The sequence below is a fragment of the Kandleria vitulina DSM 20405 genome, from assembly GCF_000702065.1.
In the GTDB taxonomy this organism is placed as follows: Bacteria; Bacillota_I; Bacilli_A; order Erysipelotrichales; family Coprobacillaceae; genus Kandleria; species Kandleria vitulina.
Window position 1 is genome coordinate 1 of the sequence record NZ_JNKN01000035.1, and the last position, 16,321, is coordinate 16,321.

The following is a 16,321-nucleotide window of genomic DNA, read 5'->3' on the forward strand; positions in this document are numbered from 1 at the left end:
AAATTATTTTTGAAAGATGGGCAAATGCGAGATTCAAATATAGAAACAGGAGTTTTTGGGCGAGAGGATATTATGTTGATACCGTTGGAAAGAATACAAAGAAAATAGCTGAATATATTCAAAATCAATTGAAGGAAGATAGAGAATATGATCAGCTGTCAATGGATTTTGAAGATCCGTTCAAGGACTACACAATAGAGAAGAAAAGAGTAAATAAAAGAACGAAAAGATAAATGCTCGGGCAGTTGGCGGAGCCGTACGAAGTAATAGTACGGTTTACGTACCGTGCTAGTAGGAGCAGGGCTATGCCCGAAACTGAAAAACCTCCGGCTATGCCGGAGGATATTTATTGCTCTATTTCAAGTAGCAGGTGATCACTAATTAAGGGAAATGCGTGATAAGAAAAATTGGTAAGGATCGATAGTAGTCCTTTTTATACGCTTTTTCCTGTTTTCGATGATACTAGAATCTATTTGTCTTCTTGCGGAGCTGCTCAATGATTTCTACATGAGGATATTCTTTTCTAAATTTATCGCATGTATTGATTTTTTTGAATATTGTCGTATTATCATATTGTCGTATGATGGGTGATGAATCAAACTTTGGTCAGGGAGATTCATCACTCTTTTTTTCTGAAGATATTGTTGTATCCCTACGGCTTTTTCACAAATCAAAAAAGAGCAGGCACTAGAAATTCACTGAAAGCAATAAAATGATGATTTTCCACAGTTTGGAAGATCATCATTTTTTTATAAAGATAATCATCATTTTTTTATAAAGATATAAAAAAAGAGAGGCGAACCTCTCTTTAAAATATTAAACTAAACCGATCATTGGGAATACAATACAGATGATTCCACCGATTACTGCAAATGCAACTGTCCAGATAACAACCTTAGACATAATCTTGCTTTCAGCACCGCTTAATCCTACAGCAGCAGTACCGATAGCGATTGACTGAGGACAGATCATCTTACCAAGACCTGCACCCATTAAGTTACCAGCAGCAAGCCAGTATTGATTAGCACCGATATGTTTAGCAGTTTCTACCTGTACAGCACCGAATAATGCAGTAGTAGAAGTACCAGAACCAGTAACAAATCCACCAATTGTACCAATTAATGGTGAAATAATTGGGAACATAGAACCAGTCATAGCAACTAATGCAGCAGAGATAGAAGAAGTCATACCACTATAACCCATGATTTTAGCAACAGCTAATACTGAGCAAATAGTCAAGATTGTCTTGATATTTGATTTTACTGTTCTACCTAATACATTAAGCATTGTAGCGAAGCTTGCACCCTGAATAGCTCCACCGATGAAACCAGCAAGTAAGATCAATACACCTGGAGTGTTGATCCAGTAGAATGTTAATGTAGCTGGATTTTTACCAGTATAGAACTGAATTGGACTATTGATTGATGCTAGTGGATCATGAATAGCAGGAACCAATGTAGATGTGAATAATAAGAACAAGAAAATAAAGATAAATGGTGACCAAGCTTTAAAAGCAGAACCAAGAGTTAAACCTTTTAAACCATCACCAGAAGTTTCAACCTGGAATTCTTCAATTGCAGGTGTCTTAACTTTCATTGCAAATACGATAATAGCAACCATCGATACGATAGCACCGATGATGTTTGCTAAATCAGGACCGATGAACTGAGCAACTGCATACTGTGGAATAATGTATGAAAGATCAGCTACTAAGATACAAGGAATTAATCCCTTAAGTGCTTTTGTTCCTTTACCGATAACAATAACAGCGATAAATGGAATGATGAACTGAACAACTGCCTGAATTAAGGCAACCTTTGCTGAAATACCAACAACATGTAAACCAGTGATGTTTGCCATTGTGTTAGTTGGAACCCCAACTGAACCAAAAGCAGTAGGAGTAGAGTTGATAATTAAGCAAGTAACAACTGATAATAAAGGATCAAATCCTAAACCTACAAGGATACCGGCAGGAATAGCAACTGCTGTACCGAAACCAGCCATACCTTCCATGAAGTTACCGAATCCAAATGCGATCAATAACATTAAAATTCTCTTATCTGTAGAGACGCTCGCTAACATAGCTTTAATAGAATCCATTGCCTTAGTTTCTAGTGTTAAGTTGTAAGTAAACAAAGCAGCAAGAATGACAATGATAATGGGCCAAAGTGCATTACAGATACCTTCTAAAGCAGCAGTTGCTGCATTGATTGCACTCATATGCCATACACCCATAGCAAGAGCAATTGTAACGACTAATGCGATTAGACAAGCTCTGTACCCAGGCATTTTTAATACGCTCATTGCAATGATCAACCAAATGATTGGAAGTAATGCTAAAGCGAATAATACAAACATATTCATATTGTGTTTCCCCTTTCTACGTGGTCATTTTAAAACAATGAAAGGATATTGTCTATCTCAAATTGAAAAAAAGTAGAAAATGAAAAGGACCTTCACAAGAAAGTCACTTTAACATGTTAATTACAGTTGTATATTCATCAATGATTGGAGGCAAAAGCTCCTTAATATGACTGGTGTCATCTTTCTTTAAATCATCTACGAGAAGGCATACGTGATAATATAGCTTCTTCATCGATAGATTGCCAGTGATACTTTTTAAATCATGTGCTGCATCATAGGCAGCACTGATATCATTTTGATCAAGGGCTTCTCTCATCAATTTGTAAGAATGATCATCTTTAAAACGATTAAGAAATGTCATGTACATTTCTTCGTTGTTCATAAACCTATTCATAGCATCATCATAGTCAATTCCCATTGCGATAAGATCATTTTTTTTCACATCAATCACCCCCGGAATTCATTATATCAATATATTGTTATTGACAAAAGAAAATTGATAGGGTAGTAATTTTACTTACAAGAGTGTATAATTCACAAAAGAAGGAGTAATAATTATGACTATACATCCATTAGCGCATAGAGAAAGAAAAAAGACGCCGATGACACCAACAAAAAAGATTGCTCTTAGCTTCTTGGCTGTCATCATTATTGGAGCTATTCTGCTTTCTTCTCCTATAGCAAACAAGGGTGCGGTAGCCCCGATTATCGATAACCTCTTTATTGCGGTATCGGCGGTGTGTGTTACTGGCTTAGCACCTATTACACTTATTGATACGTATAATCTGTTCGGTCAGATTGTCATTATGTTCCTTATTCAGATTGGTGGATTGGGATTTATTACCTTTTTATATTTGGTGCTTCATGTTTCAAGAAGACAGATCTCACTAAAATCAAAGATGGTCTTTACTGAAGCATTGAATCAGGAAAGCTTTAGAAAGCTACCTATTATCTTAAAAACAATTTTTGCTTATACATTCATTGTAGAAGGCATTGCCGCCATATTGCTGTCAATTGTCTTTGTGCCAGAATTTGGTATTGTAAAAGGTATCTATTATGGTATATGGCATGCGGTAAGTGGATTCTGTAATGCCGGGTTTGATCTTCTGGGCAGCGATTCATTGATTCGTTATCAAAATAACGCACTAGTGAACTTTATTATATGTGCAGAAATCATTCTGGGTGGTATTGGTTTCCTTGTAGTGAGAGATCTTATTGATAGCTTTAAAAAAGAGAAGAATAAAAAGACAACTTTCTCTTTAAAAAGATATATTCACTCACTTACTCTTCATACAAAGATTGTCTTTATAATGACATTTACGCTTCTAGCAGGTGGAACAATACTGTTTTTATTGTTAGAATATAATAATCCGCAGACCATTGGGAATATGTCTTGGCCATGGAAGATCGGTACATCATTCTTCCAGTCAACGACAACACGTACAGCAGGGTTTGCGACCGTCAGCATGCTGCATCTTAGATCAGTCACAAAGATTCTTATGTGTATGCTGATGTTTGTTGGTGGTTCACCAGCATCAACTGCTGGGGGGATCAAAACAGTTACGTTTGCCCTTGTTGTTATGATGCTTATTACTGTCTATAAAGGACAAGAAGAAGTTATCGTCTTCAATCGTCGTGTAAAGAAAAGAATTGTATTGCGTGCCTTTTCAATCTTTGCTTTGGGTCTTACTGCATGTATCGTAGCAACAATGATCCTTTCTATTTCAGAAGGCAATAAGGCACTGGCAGATATTCTTATGGAAGTGTTCTCTGCCTTTGGTACAGTAGGCTTAAGTGCATCAGTTACTCCAACATTAACTGTTGTGGGTAAGATGGTTATTATTGTACTTATGTACATGGGTCGTATTGGACCTATTTCCTTGATGATTCTCTTTGCTAGAAAATCACAGGGACACGTAAGTAAGGAAATCAGATATCCTGATGAGGATGTCATTGTTGGCTAAGGAGGAAATTATGGCTAAACAGAAACAAGTTGCGATTTTAGGATTGGGAGTCTTTGGTTCCACTCTTGCTGAAACATTATCAGACTATGGAGTAGAAGTGTTAGCAATTGATAACAATGAACAATGTGTAGATCGCATTAAAGATAATGTTACAAGAGCTGCTATTGCCGATGTAACAGATAAAGATCAGATGCTAGAATTAGGTGTCAATGAATTTGATACTGTAGTCGTATCTATTTCTAAGCATTTTGAAGAATCAGTTTTAGCAACAATGATTCTAAAGGAATTTGGCGTTCCTAATATTATCGTTAAAGCAAGAACAAAACGTAAAAAAGTCATTCTTGAAAAAGTTGGTGCTGATGTTGTTGTCAACGTAGAAAAAGATATGGCAAACAAAGTCGCTAAGACATTACTAAGAAGAAGTATTGTAGATATTGTAGAATTAGATGAAGAATATTCCATTGTTGAAATCCACACACCAAACAGCTGGATTGGCAAGGATCTAAAGACTTTAAATGTAAGACAGGAATATGGCATGAACATCGTCGGTGTACGCTGTGATGCAGATGAAAAAATGAACATGGACTTTACCGCTGACTATATTGTTAAGCCAAGTGACCATTTCCTAGTTGTCGCAAAAACAGAAGAAGTTGAACAGTGGGATTATTTAACAAAGAATTAAGCTATGGGTATCCCATAGCTTTCTTCATAAAAAGGAGAATATTATGAAAAAGATTCTATTACTACTAATATCAGTATTTCTTATTGTAGGATGTTCAAGTCAGCCACAAGAAAATAAGAAAGTATCATTTCATCAATATCTTCGTCAGATTTTTATAGAAGATATGGAAAATGATTATTTAACAATGCACAGCAGTCTCATACATCCAGAGAAATATGATATTAAAGTGAAGAAAATCAGCTTTGGTAATATTGATGATAAAAACATTGACTATAAAAAAAGATTAAAGACATTAGAAAGCTACAAAGATTCATTAAGTGGTTCAGATAAAACTTACTACAAGATTCTTCATCGAACATATGAAGATCAAGTAAAGATGGACGAATATGAATATATGGATAATATCTGTGATCCAAATAATTCATTCACTGAAAATATGGCCACTTCACTACTTGAATTCCGTTTTGATAATGAGAATGATATTAAGAATTATATAAAACTTATTGAGTCAGGGATTGATTATTGTAAACAGGCAGTTGCTTATTTAAAGAAACAAAGTGAAGAAGGCTATTTTATGAGTTCACGCGTTTCTTCTGAATATCTTCAATCATTAAATAAGCTTATGACTTCTTCTTGGCTTGTCTCTTCTTTTAATAAAAGAACATTCTCTTTCTCATTATCAGATGAAAAGAAAGAAAAATATGGTGAAGATGTTAAGAAGGCTTACGAGAAATCATTGTATCCAGGCTTTAAGCTTGTAAAAGAAGCGGTGCTTAAGTATAAGAACACTTCTAAAAATGCGAGTGGATTATCAGAATTAAAGAATGGCAAATCCTACTTTGAAGCACGTGTTCAAAGTATTCTTGGCGTAGATGATAGTCTATCTAAAATGAAAGAAAAAGCAATTGCATTAGCTAAACAGTCAAGCGATTATATTCAAAGTCATTTAAATGCTGAACTATATTATAAGATTACTGCTTCTAACTCTACAGGATTAAGAACATATAGAAGTGTTATTCAGGATCTAGTGCAGCGTTATCAGGAAGACTTTGAAAAACTTGATCATATCAACTATGAAATCTCTGCGATGGATCAATCCAATGCTTCATCTTCGACATTGGCTTATTATGTCAATCCAACATTGGATGGCAAGGAAACAAATATTATTCGTGTAAATGAAAACAGTACACAATCCAAAGATTCATTGGATGCCTATTCTACACTTGCCCATGAAAGTATCCCAGGTCATATGTATCAGTTCAATTATGCTCGAATGTTAAAGAGACCAGAAATTCTTTATACAGTAAGCTATCTTGGCTACGCTGAAGGCTATGCGACATACGTTCAGGATTATGCCTATAAGTATGCACCTCATATTGATAGTGATGTAAAAGATATTCTTCTTGCAGAACAGCATCTTCAATATGCATTGGTTATCTTAAGCATGATTGGTATTCACAATGATTCCTACAGCAAGACTGATGTCAAAAGATTATGGAGCGATTACCAGATGAACCTCTCATTTACAGAAGTTTCATCCCTTTATAATCAGATGCTTGATTCTCCATTTATGATGTGTCCTTATTATTTAGGTTATATGTATATTAAGGATATTCAGAAAAACATGAAATCAAAATTGGGTGACAAGTATACCAACAAGGCTTTCAATAAGGCATTGGTGGCTAATGGGAATGTACCAATTGCATTGTTAGAGTCAACAGTAATTGATTCAATGAAAAAGTAACAGGAATGTAACCTGTTACTTTTTTTATTCTTTCTTAAAAGATTGAAATTGTTAAAACTATTATGTATAATCATGGTGTTTTCATTAAGATTAGGGGAGGAAAACAAAAATATGGAAAAGTTCTTTAAGTTAAAAGAAAACGGAACGACTGTAAGAACTGAGCTTATTGCTGGTTTAACAACATTCTTAGCAATGGCTTATATCTTAGGTCTAAATCCACAGATTCTTGGTGATGCAGGCATGCCTAAGAATGGGGTATTCTTAGCAACTACAATTGCATCAGGTGTTGCATGTATTATCATGGGGTTATTAGCAAATTATCCAGTCGCTTTGTCTGCAGGTATGGGTGTAAACGCATTGTTCGCTTACACAATTGTTGCACAGATGCACTTATCATGGAAAGGTGCTCTTGCATGCGTATTTGTTTCTGGTTTAATTTTCATTTTAATTACTGTGACTAAAGTTCGTGAAATGATCATTAATGCTATTCCAGTACAGCTTAAATTAGCAATCGGTGCTGGTATTGGTTTCTTCGTTGCCTTTGTTGGTTTAAGAAACGCTGGCATTATCGTAGCTTCACCTGCGACAGTTGTAGGTTTAGGTACATTCTCTGATCCTAAAGTTCTTCTTGCACTATTAGGTATCATCATTACTTTAGTTTTAGTTATTCTTAGAGTTCCTGCTGCAGTCTTTGTTGGTCTAGTAATCACTGCTGTCATTGGTACAGTTATGGGATTTGCAGGTATTAAAGAAATGCCACATTACACTGGTGTTATGTCAATCAACTTTGATTTTAGTTTAGTAGGTGCTTGCTTTGATGGTATGAAAGAGTTATTCTCTCATCCACAGTGCTGGGCAGCTATCTTCTCATTATTATTCGTGGATTTCTTTGATACAGCTGGTACATTAGTTGCGGTTGCTGGTAAAACAAATCTTATGAAAGAAAATGGTGAATTAGAAAACGTTGAAAAAGCATTATTAGCTGACTCAATTGGTACAGTTTTCGGTTCAGTTATGGGTACTTCTACAATCACTTCATTCGTTGAATCAGCTTCAGGTGTAGGTGTTGGTGGACGTACAGGTTTAACTGCAGTTACTACTGGTGTATTATTCTTATTAGCATCATTCTTCTCACCAGTATTATCATTCATCACTTCTTCAGTTACTACTCCAGCATTAGTTGTAGTTGGTATCATGATGGCTCAGCAGCTTAAAGGTGTTGAATGGGATGATATGGTTATTGCTGCAAGTACATTTGTAACTGTAATCATTATGATCTTAGGATACTCAATTTCTAACGGTATCGCAGCTGGGTTCATTGTTTATGCTGCTGGTATGATTGCAAGCGGAAAAGCAAAAGATGTTTCTTGGATTGTTTGGTTACTTTCAATCTTATTCATCGTATACTTTGCATACGCACCAAAATAAATAAAAGAAGTCCTTCGGGACTTCTTTTGCTTTGGAGGAAAAAATGGATTATTTATTCTTAATGCAATATTTTGAGAAGCTGTTGCATGAATGTGATAAGAGAGCAGTGATGGTCTACTATGAGAAAATGGATAACTGTTTTCATGTTCAATATCGCTTCTTTGAAGGAGAAGGGGAAGTAAGATTATTTCAGGCTGATGAGTTTCTTGCTTTTTCATCGTTTTATTTGGACAATGTTAACGATGATAATGAAGAGATTCATTATGATATAATTTCTTTTTCATAATCTGATAATTTCATCCTCATCTATATTCTTGTGATTTATAATAAAAGTATAGAAGGAGGCTTTTTTATGAAAAACGAATTAACACTTTCAACTTCTGTCTATTGTTATGACACATCAAAGAAATATGCAATGGACATTTATGTAAAACTTTATAATACTGGACACGTCTTTAGTTATGAACTCTTAAATAATTGGATTAGAGAAACTATTGATGGTAAAGCCGTGATGCCAGAAGAAGTTTGTGAATTGGTGGATCGTAAATTGTCTAAGATCGTCGGTGACCATACACCAAGAAAAGTGAAAGTTGTTACTAAACGTAATCCTGAACATTATATCAATGTAGAATATACCATTGAGTCATAAAAGAATGCGAAAGCATTCTTTTTTCTTGAATTAATAAAATAAAGCTATATTATATAAACAAAGGAGAGAAGATATGTATCGCGATAATTGTTTTTTAATTATAGCTTTTATTTTATATAGTTTTTGTGGATGGCTTTGGGAATCATTGATTCTACCATTACTGTCAGGAAAAAGAATTCATAATTCAGGATTCTTAAGGGGCCCTTATGTGCCTATTTATGGAGTAGGTGCCATCACTGTTTTCTTGCTGTTTTCTTCATCAGAAAAATGGTATTCTATTTTTATTGAAGGAGCAGTTGTAGCATGCTTACTTGAATATATTACATCATGGGCTATGGAAAAGATTTTTCACCGTAGATGGTGGGACTACTCTAGAATGAAATTTAACCTTAATGGTCGAATTTGTCTTGCGGGTTTCCTTCTATTTGGATTATTCTCAGTTGTTTCAGTAAAGTTCAGTAATGGTTTTATCTATGATGAATTAACAAACATTGAGCTGATTCCACTGATTGTTCTTTCTACGGTATTCGTGACAATCTTTATACTAGACTTCACTATGACAAGCATTGAAATGTTAAAACTTCGAGATCATATAGAAGAAGTTACAGAGAGATTACGTATTGAAGCAGAAAAGCTTCAAGTAGAACTAGAAGAACGTGGCTTTACTAGAGAAAAGCTATTTGAACTTATGGAAAAGAAAAAAGAAGGCTTGCCTACAATTGATGGGCATACTTATAAGCGTCTGCTTGAAGCCTTCCCTAATTTATTAAATCGAAAGCCTTAGTGGCTTTCTTTTTTTTGTATTTTCTATATAATGAGAGATATGAAGCAGAGTATTATCTTAAATAATAAAGAATATCCTTATACAGTTACATTTAAAAAGATGCGTTCTATTATTGTAAAAGTTAGAGCAGGTCAACTGATTGTGTCTGCTCCATATTATACAGCTATAGAGACAATAGACTCATTGATTCAAAAGAATAAAGAAAAGCTGATAAAATCAATGGAGAGCTATAAACCATATCTTTCAGTAGAAGATCACTATGTCTATGTTTTTGGTAAAAAGTATGAACTTGTCATTAGAGATCTAGGTAAAAAGATATGTCGTATCCATGATGATAAGCTTTATGTCTATTCTAGAAATGTAGAGGGAGCATTTGAACAATTTGCAAAAGAACTGCTTTATCAATATCTTAGTAAGAAGATAGAAGCCTCTTTACCATTATTTTCAAAGAATCATGTAAAAATAGAAATCAAGAAGTATAAGGGAAGATGGGGTAGCTGTTTTTATAAGGTGAATAAAGTATCATTTAATTTATCGCTTATTCATCTTAAGAAAGAACTTATAGATTATGTCATAATGCATGAACTTACTCATTTTATAGAAGCCAATCATTCAAAAAGGTTCTATCATGAATTAGCAATGCGTATGCCAGATTATCTTATAAGACAAAATGCATTAAAGGAGACGCATGTATGATTACATCTCTTACCAATAAGACAGTTAAGAACTGGATGAAACTAAAGACAAAGAAAGAACGTGACGCACAGGGATTATTTCTTGTGGATGGTCGCCATATGACCCAGGAAGCCTTAAAGGCTGGTGTCGTAGAGACTATCATTACTACTGATACAAACTACAAGAGTGATGTATTAGTAGAATATGTGAGCGAGAATGTCATGGAAAAACTTTCTTTCACAAAAACACCACAGCCATTTATGGCAGTGTGTCGCAAGAAAAAGAATATTTTAAATGAAGAAGGAAAAAGATTCCTTATTCTTGATGGAGTACAAGATCCAGGAAATGTAGGCACAATGATAAGAACAGCGCTTGCTTTTTCATTTGATCAGGTTATCTTGTCAAAAGATAGCTGTGATCTTTATAATGATAAAACCCTACGTTCAACTCAGGGTGCTGTCTTCATGATGGATATCATCAGAGCTGATCTTTCAGTGATTATTCCTGAATTAAAAAAGAAAGGCATCTTTGTGGTCGGCAGCAGTCTAAGAGATGCACGTGATATGAATGAAATATCATCAAGAGAAAAGATGGCCTTTATTATGGGCAATGAAGGACAGGGCATGAAACAGGAAATGCTGGATCTTTGTGATGAAAGACTTTTTATTCCAATTCATACTATGGAATCACTCAATGTCGGTGTAGCGGCAGGAGTCATCATGTACCAATTCAGAGGTGAATAAAATGATTAGAAGACATTACTATTTTAGTGGAACCGTACAAGGTGTTGGTTTTAGATTTCGCTGTCAGACAATCGCAGCTTCATTAGGATTGACTGGCTGGTGTAAGAATTTGTTTGATGGTCGTGTTGAAGCAGAAGTGCAAGGAGAGGCAATGGATGTTAATCAGTTTGTATTACGTCTTTCAAAAGAACCATTTATCTCCATTGAAAACATTGAAGAAAAAGATATTCCCGTATCAAAATATGAAAAATCATTTAAAGTGAGATTCTATTAATGAAACAGTCGATAATGAAAAGCTTTTTTCACGCCTTTGAAGGTATTTACAATACCTTCAAAAGTGAACGCAATATGAAAATTCATATTCTTATTATGATCCTTGTGATCATATGCGGATTCATCTTTCATATTACCAAGACCGAGTGGCTTATCTGCATTCTGCTTTTTGCAGGTGTCCTATCACTAGAAATTATCAATACAGCCATTGAGGCTATTGTGGATTTAGTCTCACCGGAATTTCATCCTCTCGCAAAGGTTGCGAAGGATGCGGCTGCGGGAGCAGTACTGATTATCGCAATCGCTGCAGCAATCATTGGTCTTATGATTTTTGTACCTTATATACTTTAAGAAAAGCAAGCTGGTCTTGCTTTTTTTTAATGATTATGACTTGTATCTAAAAAACATTTTAGGTATAATATTCACAACACTATGAAGAGGAACATAGATAGTGAAAAGCAACAGAGAGGAAGAGTTAAGCTGGAAATCTTCTTGCCAGAAGCTATTGCATTCACCTCAGAGTGCGGCCAATCCCCGCCGTATGCGCTACGTTACAGTGAAATTAAGTGCATAGAAATATTCTATGAATTAGGATGGTACCGCGAGCAACTCGTTCCTATTAGGAATGAGTTTTTTATTTTATAGGAGGAACTTGAATGGATGATTTAAGAAAAATCAGAGAAGAAGCTCTTGAGAAAATCAATGAGGCTGCTGATCTTAAAGAACTTAATGCATTAAGAGTGGCATTCTTAGGAAAGAAAGGTCCACTTCAGAAAGCAATGAAAGCCATGAAGGATATGGCACCTGAAGAAAGAAAGTCTTTTGGACAGGTTTCAAACAAAGCTAAGCAGGAAATTGCGAAAGCTATTGAAACAATGAAAGAAAATCTTGAAGAAGCAGAAATGAATGCACGTATCAAAAGAGAAGATATCGATGTAACATTGCCTGCTAGAAAACTTCCAACAGGATCACTTCATCCTATTACTATGGTAAAGGAAGATATCGAAGAATTATTCTTAGGTATGGGTTATACAGTCGCTGAAGGTCCTGAAGTTGAAACTGATCATTATAACTTCGAATTGATGAACTTGCCTAAAGGACACCCTGCAAGAGATATGCAGGATACATTCTACATTGATGAAAACACATTAATGAGAACACATACTTCACCAGTTCAGGCACATGTCTTATTAGAGGCTAAAGGAAAAGGTCCAATCAAGATTATTTGTCCTGGTAAGACTTATCGTAGAGATGATGATGATGCTACTCATTCACATCAGTTTGCTCAGTGTGAAGGTCTTGTTGTTGACAAGAATGTCACAATGGGAGATTTAAAAGGAACACTTGAATTCTTTGCGAAAAGAACATTCGGTGAAAAACGTGAAATTAGATTAAGACCATCTTATTTCCCATTCACTGAACCAAGTGTAGAAGTAGATATCTCATGTGGTAACTGTGGTGGAAAAGGTTGCGCTATGTGTAAAGGTACTGGATGGATTGAAATTCTTGGTGCTGGTATGGTTAACCCACATGTATTGGAAATGTGTGGATTTGATCCAAAAGAATATCAGGGATTTGCATTCGGGATCGGACTTGAACGTGTAGCCATGTTAAAGTATGGCATTGATAATATTAGAGATTTCTATAATGATGATTTAAGATTCTTGAATCAGTTTGCAAGAAAGGGGTAGTAAAATGGAAGCAAGCTTAAAAGTATTAAATAATTATGTAAAAGTTGACGACCAGAATCCTCTAGAATTAGCAGAAAAGATTACGAGAATTGGTCATGAAGTAGAAGGACATCATGAACTAGCAGTAGGTACAAAGCTTGTTGTTGGTTATGTACAAGAATGTATTGATCATCCAAATAGTGATCATCTTCATATCTGCCAGGTTGAAATTGCACCTGGAGAAGTTACACAGATTGTCTGCGGTGCACCTAATGTCAAGGCAGGACAGAAGGTCATTGTGGCATTACCAGGATGTCAGCTTAACGGTGGAAAGATTTCTGCTGGTAAGATCAGAGGAGAAGAATCAAACGGAATGATCTGTTCAATCGCAGAATTGATTGCGGATCAGCGATTATTAAGTGATGAAGATAAAGCAGGAATTCATGTCTTAGATGAAGATGCTCCAGTTGGAGAAGAAGCATTATCTTATTTAGGATTAGATGATTTCATTTTAGAAATTGGTTTAACTCCAAATAGAAGTGACTGTATGGCTATGACTTCATTAGCCTATGAAGTAGCGGCTGTATTAGATCGTAAAGTTACTTTACCTGAAGTTACTAAATATGAAGAAAAGAAGAGCGATATCACTGTTGATGTAGAAACAGATCTATGTACATTCTTTGGGGCAAAGCTTGTTAAAGGTGTTGTTACAAAAGAATCTCCAGCATGGTTAAAGAATGCTTTATTATCAAGTGGTATTAAGCCAATCAACAACATTGTTGATATCTCTAACTTTGTCATGGTAGAAACAGGTCAGCCTATTCATATGTATGATTATGACAAATTAACTAACAAGGGATTTGTTGTAAAGACTGGATTTACTGGTAAATACAAGATGCTAGATGGAGAAGACTACGAATTATTAGCAGAAGATGTTATCGTATCAACTGATGGTGGTGTAGGATGCATCGCTGGTATCATGGGTTCTGACTCAACTAAGATTGATGAAAATACAAAGAATATCGTTATTGAAGCAGCAACATTTGATGGTCCACAGCTTCGTCAGAGCGCAAGACGTCTTAACTTGTTGACAGATGCTTCTCAGCATTTCATTAAAGGTGCTATCAATACAAAGAATTCATTACATGTATTAGATCGCTGTGCTGATTTATTAAAACAGTATGCTGAAGCAGAAGACATCTATGAAACTGTTGCTACACAGTACAATGAAGAAGAAAAACATGTAGAAGTAAGCGTAGAAAGAGTCAATGGATTATTGGGTACTTCATTTACAGAAGAAGAAATCAAGAACGTCTTTGATCGTCTATGTTTCACTTATACATTAAATGAAGGTAACTTTGATGTAGTCGTACCATCATATCGTAATGATATTACAATGGATGCTGACTTGATTGAAGAAGTTGCAAGATTATATGGTTATGATAACCTTCCTTCTACATTGCCAGAAATGTCAATGACACAGGGCTTATTGACAGATAAGCAGTCTAAAGAAAAATTAATGAGACATATGCTTGCTCATTTAGGTTTACATGAAATATTAACTTACACATTGACATCACCATCTAAAGAAAATGATTTCAATCTTTTCCATAATGCTGATGATCAAGTTAAATTAATGTGGCCATTAGGTGAAGAAAGAAGTGTCACAAGAAAATCACTTATTCCTCATCTTCTAGAAGTTATCAAATATAATAATGATCATGCTATTAAAGATGTACACATCTTCGAAATTGCCAACACTTACTCAGCACAGGAAAAAGAAATTTCTGAATTAGCTATTGCGATGAGCGGTAATTATGTAGATGTACCTTGGTTAGGTGAAAAGACACCTGTTGATTTCTATGTTGTCAAAGGAATTCTTGAAACACTATTTAAGGCATTAAACATTGAACCAAGTCGTTATACTTTAGAAAAAGTAGAAGCTGACAATAAAGATTATCATCCAGGTAGAAGTGCCTACATTAAAGTTGGTAAAACAATTGTTGGTTTAGTAGGACAGATTCATCCTGCTAAAGCGAAGAAGTATGAAGTCAATGATACTTATGTTGTTACACTTAACTTAACTGCAATATTATCAATGCGTTCAAGCAAGATCAAGTTTACATCATTGCCACAGTATCCATCAGTTGATCGTGATATTGCTTTAGTGGTAGATAAAGATGTACCAGCATCTGAAATTGAAAGAACAATCTTTAGAGCATCTAAGATTCTTAAATCCACAACAATCTTTGATGTCTATGAAGGTGAACATGTAGAAGAAGGCAAGAAGTCAGTTGCTATTTCTATGATGTTCCAGGATGAAGAACGTACATTGGATGAAAAGGCAATCAATGAAGCAATGGATAAAGTTCTTTCTGCAGTAGAAAAAGCATTCCATGCAAAATTAAGACAGTAAAACTAAGGGGAAACCCTTAGTTTTTTTAATACAAATTAAAAAATTGAATGAAAACATTAACATTGATAGAATATAATTATGTATTAAGTAAGACATAGATTGTAATATATTTTTATTGAACACACATCTCGTTTATTATTGATGAAAAAGGGGAATATGAATACTTTATTTAAGAAAGTAACAGATAGTTTTATGGGATATACCATAGGAACAATATTTCAGATTATTTGTGGAAGCATTATTGGTGTCATTATAGTGAGTTTGATTGTAGTAAGTTACGTGGCCTTTGGCTTAAAAATAACAGATTATAGTAATGTGGATGTCGTTTTATCATTATTGCCCGCATGGATTGAAACGGGTGCTAGCTATTTATCAAGTATTGGTCTATGGGTCATGGGGTTATTATGGTTTATGCGTAAAAACAATAGACCCTTATTTAAGAGTATTGGAACGTATGTAAAAGGCAATACTGCAAAGAATCTGCTTATGGGACTATTTATTGGTATTGTGCTTAATGGAATATGTGTTCTTATCTCATTAATGAATAAGGATATAGTCATAAAGTATCAGGGATTTCATTTTGTTCAGGCTATCTTGGTTTTATAAAGTTCCCGACAGAAAACCCACGTGCCTTTAGACCGTGGGATAAATATCAGTAAAATATATGATATAATATACATACAGGAAATCCTATTTCCGAGTCTTTAGAAAGGAGAAAGCTGTATGCATCTTACCGTAAAACAACAAGTAAAGCGTCTTTCAAAGGAAGATTACAGAACCATAAGAGAACTGTGCCATATAGCAAAGAATCTTGCCAATGAAGCCATTTACAATGTAAGACAGTATTACTTTTCTGAGGGCGAGTTTTTAAAATACGAAAAGAATTACACTCTTTTAAAGAACAGCCCTAACTACAAAGCGTTAAACTC

The 16,321-nt window shown here is 34.9% G+C and carries 18 protein-coding genes and 1 other annotated feature; of the genes, 16 read left to right on the top strand and 2 right to left on the bottom strand.

Annotation, left to right across the window (positions count from 1 at the left end; translation table 11 throughout):
* The coding region (locus T513_RS11475; RefSeq protein WP_035876921.1) for a transposase at positions 1-233 on the top strand (233 nt) is incomplete at its 5' end.
* Positions 234-816: 583 nt separating this feature from the next.
* Here the strand turns inward: T513_RS11475 and T513_RS0107825 are convergent.
* Positions 817-2,364 (bottom strand): L-lactate permease, encoded by a 1,548-nt coding sequence (locus T513_RS0107825; RefSeq protein ID WP_029070939.1) that lies wholly within the window; start codon positions 2,362-2,364, stop codon positions 817-819.
* A 103-nt stretch (positions 2,365-2,467) separates the two neighbouring features.
* Positions 2,468-2,806, bottom strand: coding sequence for an Hpt domain-containing protein (locus tag T513_RS11480; protein WP_051551154.1), 339 nt, complete (start codon positions 2,804-2,806; stop codon positions 2,468-2,470).
* A gap of 115 nt (positions 2,807-2,921) precedes the next feature.
* On the opposite strand from T513_RS11480, the gene T513_RS0107835 reads away from it, so the two are divergent.
* The 15 genes from T513_RS0107835 to T513_RS0107905 form a co-directional block, all read left to right on the top strand.
* On the top strand, positions 2,922-4,328 hold the full coding sequence (locus T513_RS0107835) for a TrkH family potassium uptake protein (protein ID WP_031589688.1): 1,407 nt from the start codon (positions 2,922-2,924) through the stop codon (positions 4,326-4,328).
* A gap of 10 nt (positions 4,329-4,338) precedes the next feature.
* Positions 4,339-5,010 carry a potassium channel family protein gene (locus T513_RS0107840; RefSeq protein WP_029070941.1) on the top strand — a complete coding sequence of 224 codons (672 nt, stop codon included), beginning with the start codon at positions 4,339-4,341 and terminating at the stop codon, positions 5,008-5,010.
* A gap of 43 nt (positions 5,011-5,053) precedes the next feature.
* Positions 5,054-6,754: a DUF885 family protein gene (locus tag T513_RS0107845; RefSeq protein ID WP_031589689.1), complete on the top strand. Its 1,701-nt coding sequence runs from the start codon at positions 5,054-5,056 to the stop codon at positions 6,752-6,754.
* Positions 6,755-6,865: 111 nt separating this feature from the next.
* Complete coding sequence (locus T513_RS0107850) at positions 6,866-8,182, top strand: NCS2 family permease (protein ID WP_029070943.1); 1,317 nt, start codon at positions 6,866-6,868, stop codon at positions 8,180-8,182.
* Positions 8,183-8,225: 43 nt separating this feature from the next.
* Positions 8,226-8,468 (top strand): hypothetical protein, encoded by a 243-nt coding sequence (locus T513_RS0107855; protein ID WP_031589690.1) that lies wholly within the window; start codon positions 8,226-8,228, stop codon positions 8,466-8,468.
* A 66-nt stretch (positions 8,469-8,534) separates the two neighbouring features.
* Positions 8,535-8,831: a hypothetical protein gene (locus tag T513_RS0107860; protein ID WP_029070945.1), complete on the top strand. Its 297-nt coding sequence runs from the start codon at positions 8,535-8,537 to the stop codon at positions 8,829-8,831.
* 73 nt (positions 8,832-8,904) lie between these two features.
* The gene (locus T513_RS0107865) at positions 8,905-9,615 is read left to right on the top strand and encodes a putative ABC transporter permease (RefSeq protein WP_031589691.1); all 711 of its coding nucleotides are present in this window, start codon (positions 8,905-8,907) and stop codon (positions 9,613-9,615) included.
* A 39-nt stretch (positions 9,616-9,654) separates the two neighbouring features.
* Complete coding sequence (locus tag T513_RS0107870) at positions 9,655-10,311, top strand: M48 family metallopeptidase (protein WP_031589692.1); 657 nt, start codon at positions 9,655-9,657, stop codon at positions 10,309-10,311.
* Positions 10,308-11,033 (top strand): TrmH family RNA methyltransferase, encoded by a 726-nt coding sequence (locus T513_RS0107875; protein WP_029070948.1) that lies wholly within the window; start codon positions 10,308-10,310, stop codon positions 11,031-11,033. Before T513_RS0107870 ends, T513_RS0107875 begins: the two co-directional genes overlap by 4 nt.
* 1 nt (position 11,034) lies before the next feature.
* Entirely contained in the window at positions 11,035-11,307 is a 273-nt protein-coding gene (locus T513_RS0107880) for an acylphosphatase (RefSeq protein ID WP_031589693.1), read from the top strand.
* Between the two features lie 14 nt (positions 11,308-11,321).
* A complete protein-coding gene (locus tag T513_RS0107885) occupies positions 11,322-11,657 on the top strand; it encodes a diacylglycerol kinase family protein (RefSeq protein ID WP_269082100.1) in 336 nt (111 codons plus the stop codon).
* A 72-nt stretch (positions 11,658-11,729) separates the two neighbouring features.
* Positions 11,730-11,927, top strand: a binding site (T-box leader).
* 35 nt (positions 11,928-11,962) lie between these two features.
* Complete coding sequence (gene pheS / locus T513_RS0107890; protein WP_029072815.1) at positions 11,963-12,997, top strand: phenylalanine--tRNA ligase subunit alpha; 1,035 nt, start codon at positions 11,963-11,965, stop codon at positions 12,995-12,997.
* A gap of 4 nt (positions 12,998-13,001) precedes the next feature.
* Entirely contained in the window at positions 13,002-15,392 is a 2,391-nt protein-coding gene (gene pheT, locus T513_RS0107895) for a phenylalanine--tRNA ligase subunit beta (protein ID WP_031589694.1), read from the top strand.
* Between the two features lie 156 nt (positions 15,393-15,548).
* Positions 15,549-15,998 carry a hypothetical protein gene (locus T513_RS0107900; RefSeq protein ID WP_031589695.1) on the top strand — a complete coding sequence of 150 codons (450 nt, stop codon included), beginning with the start codon at positions 15,549-15,551 and terminating at the stop codon, positions 15,996-15,998.
* Between the two features lie 117 nt (positions 15,999-16,115).
* Positions 16,116-16,321, top strand: a 206-nt coding sequence (locus T513_RS0107905) for a hypothetical protein (protein WP_031589696.1), incomplete at its 3' end; no start/stop codon positions are given.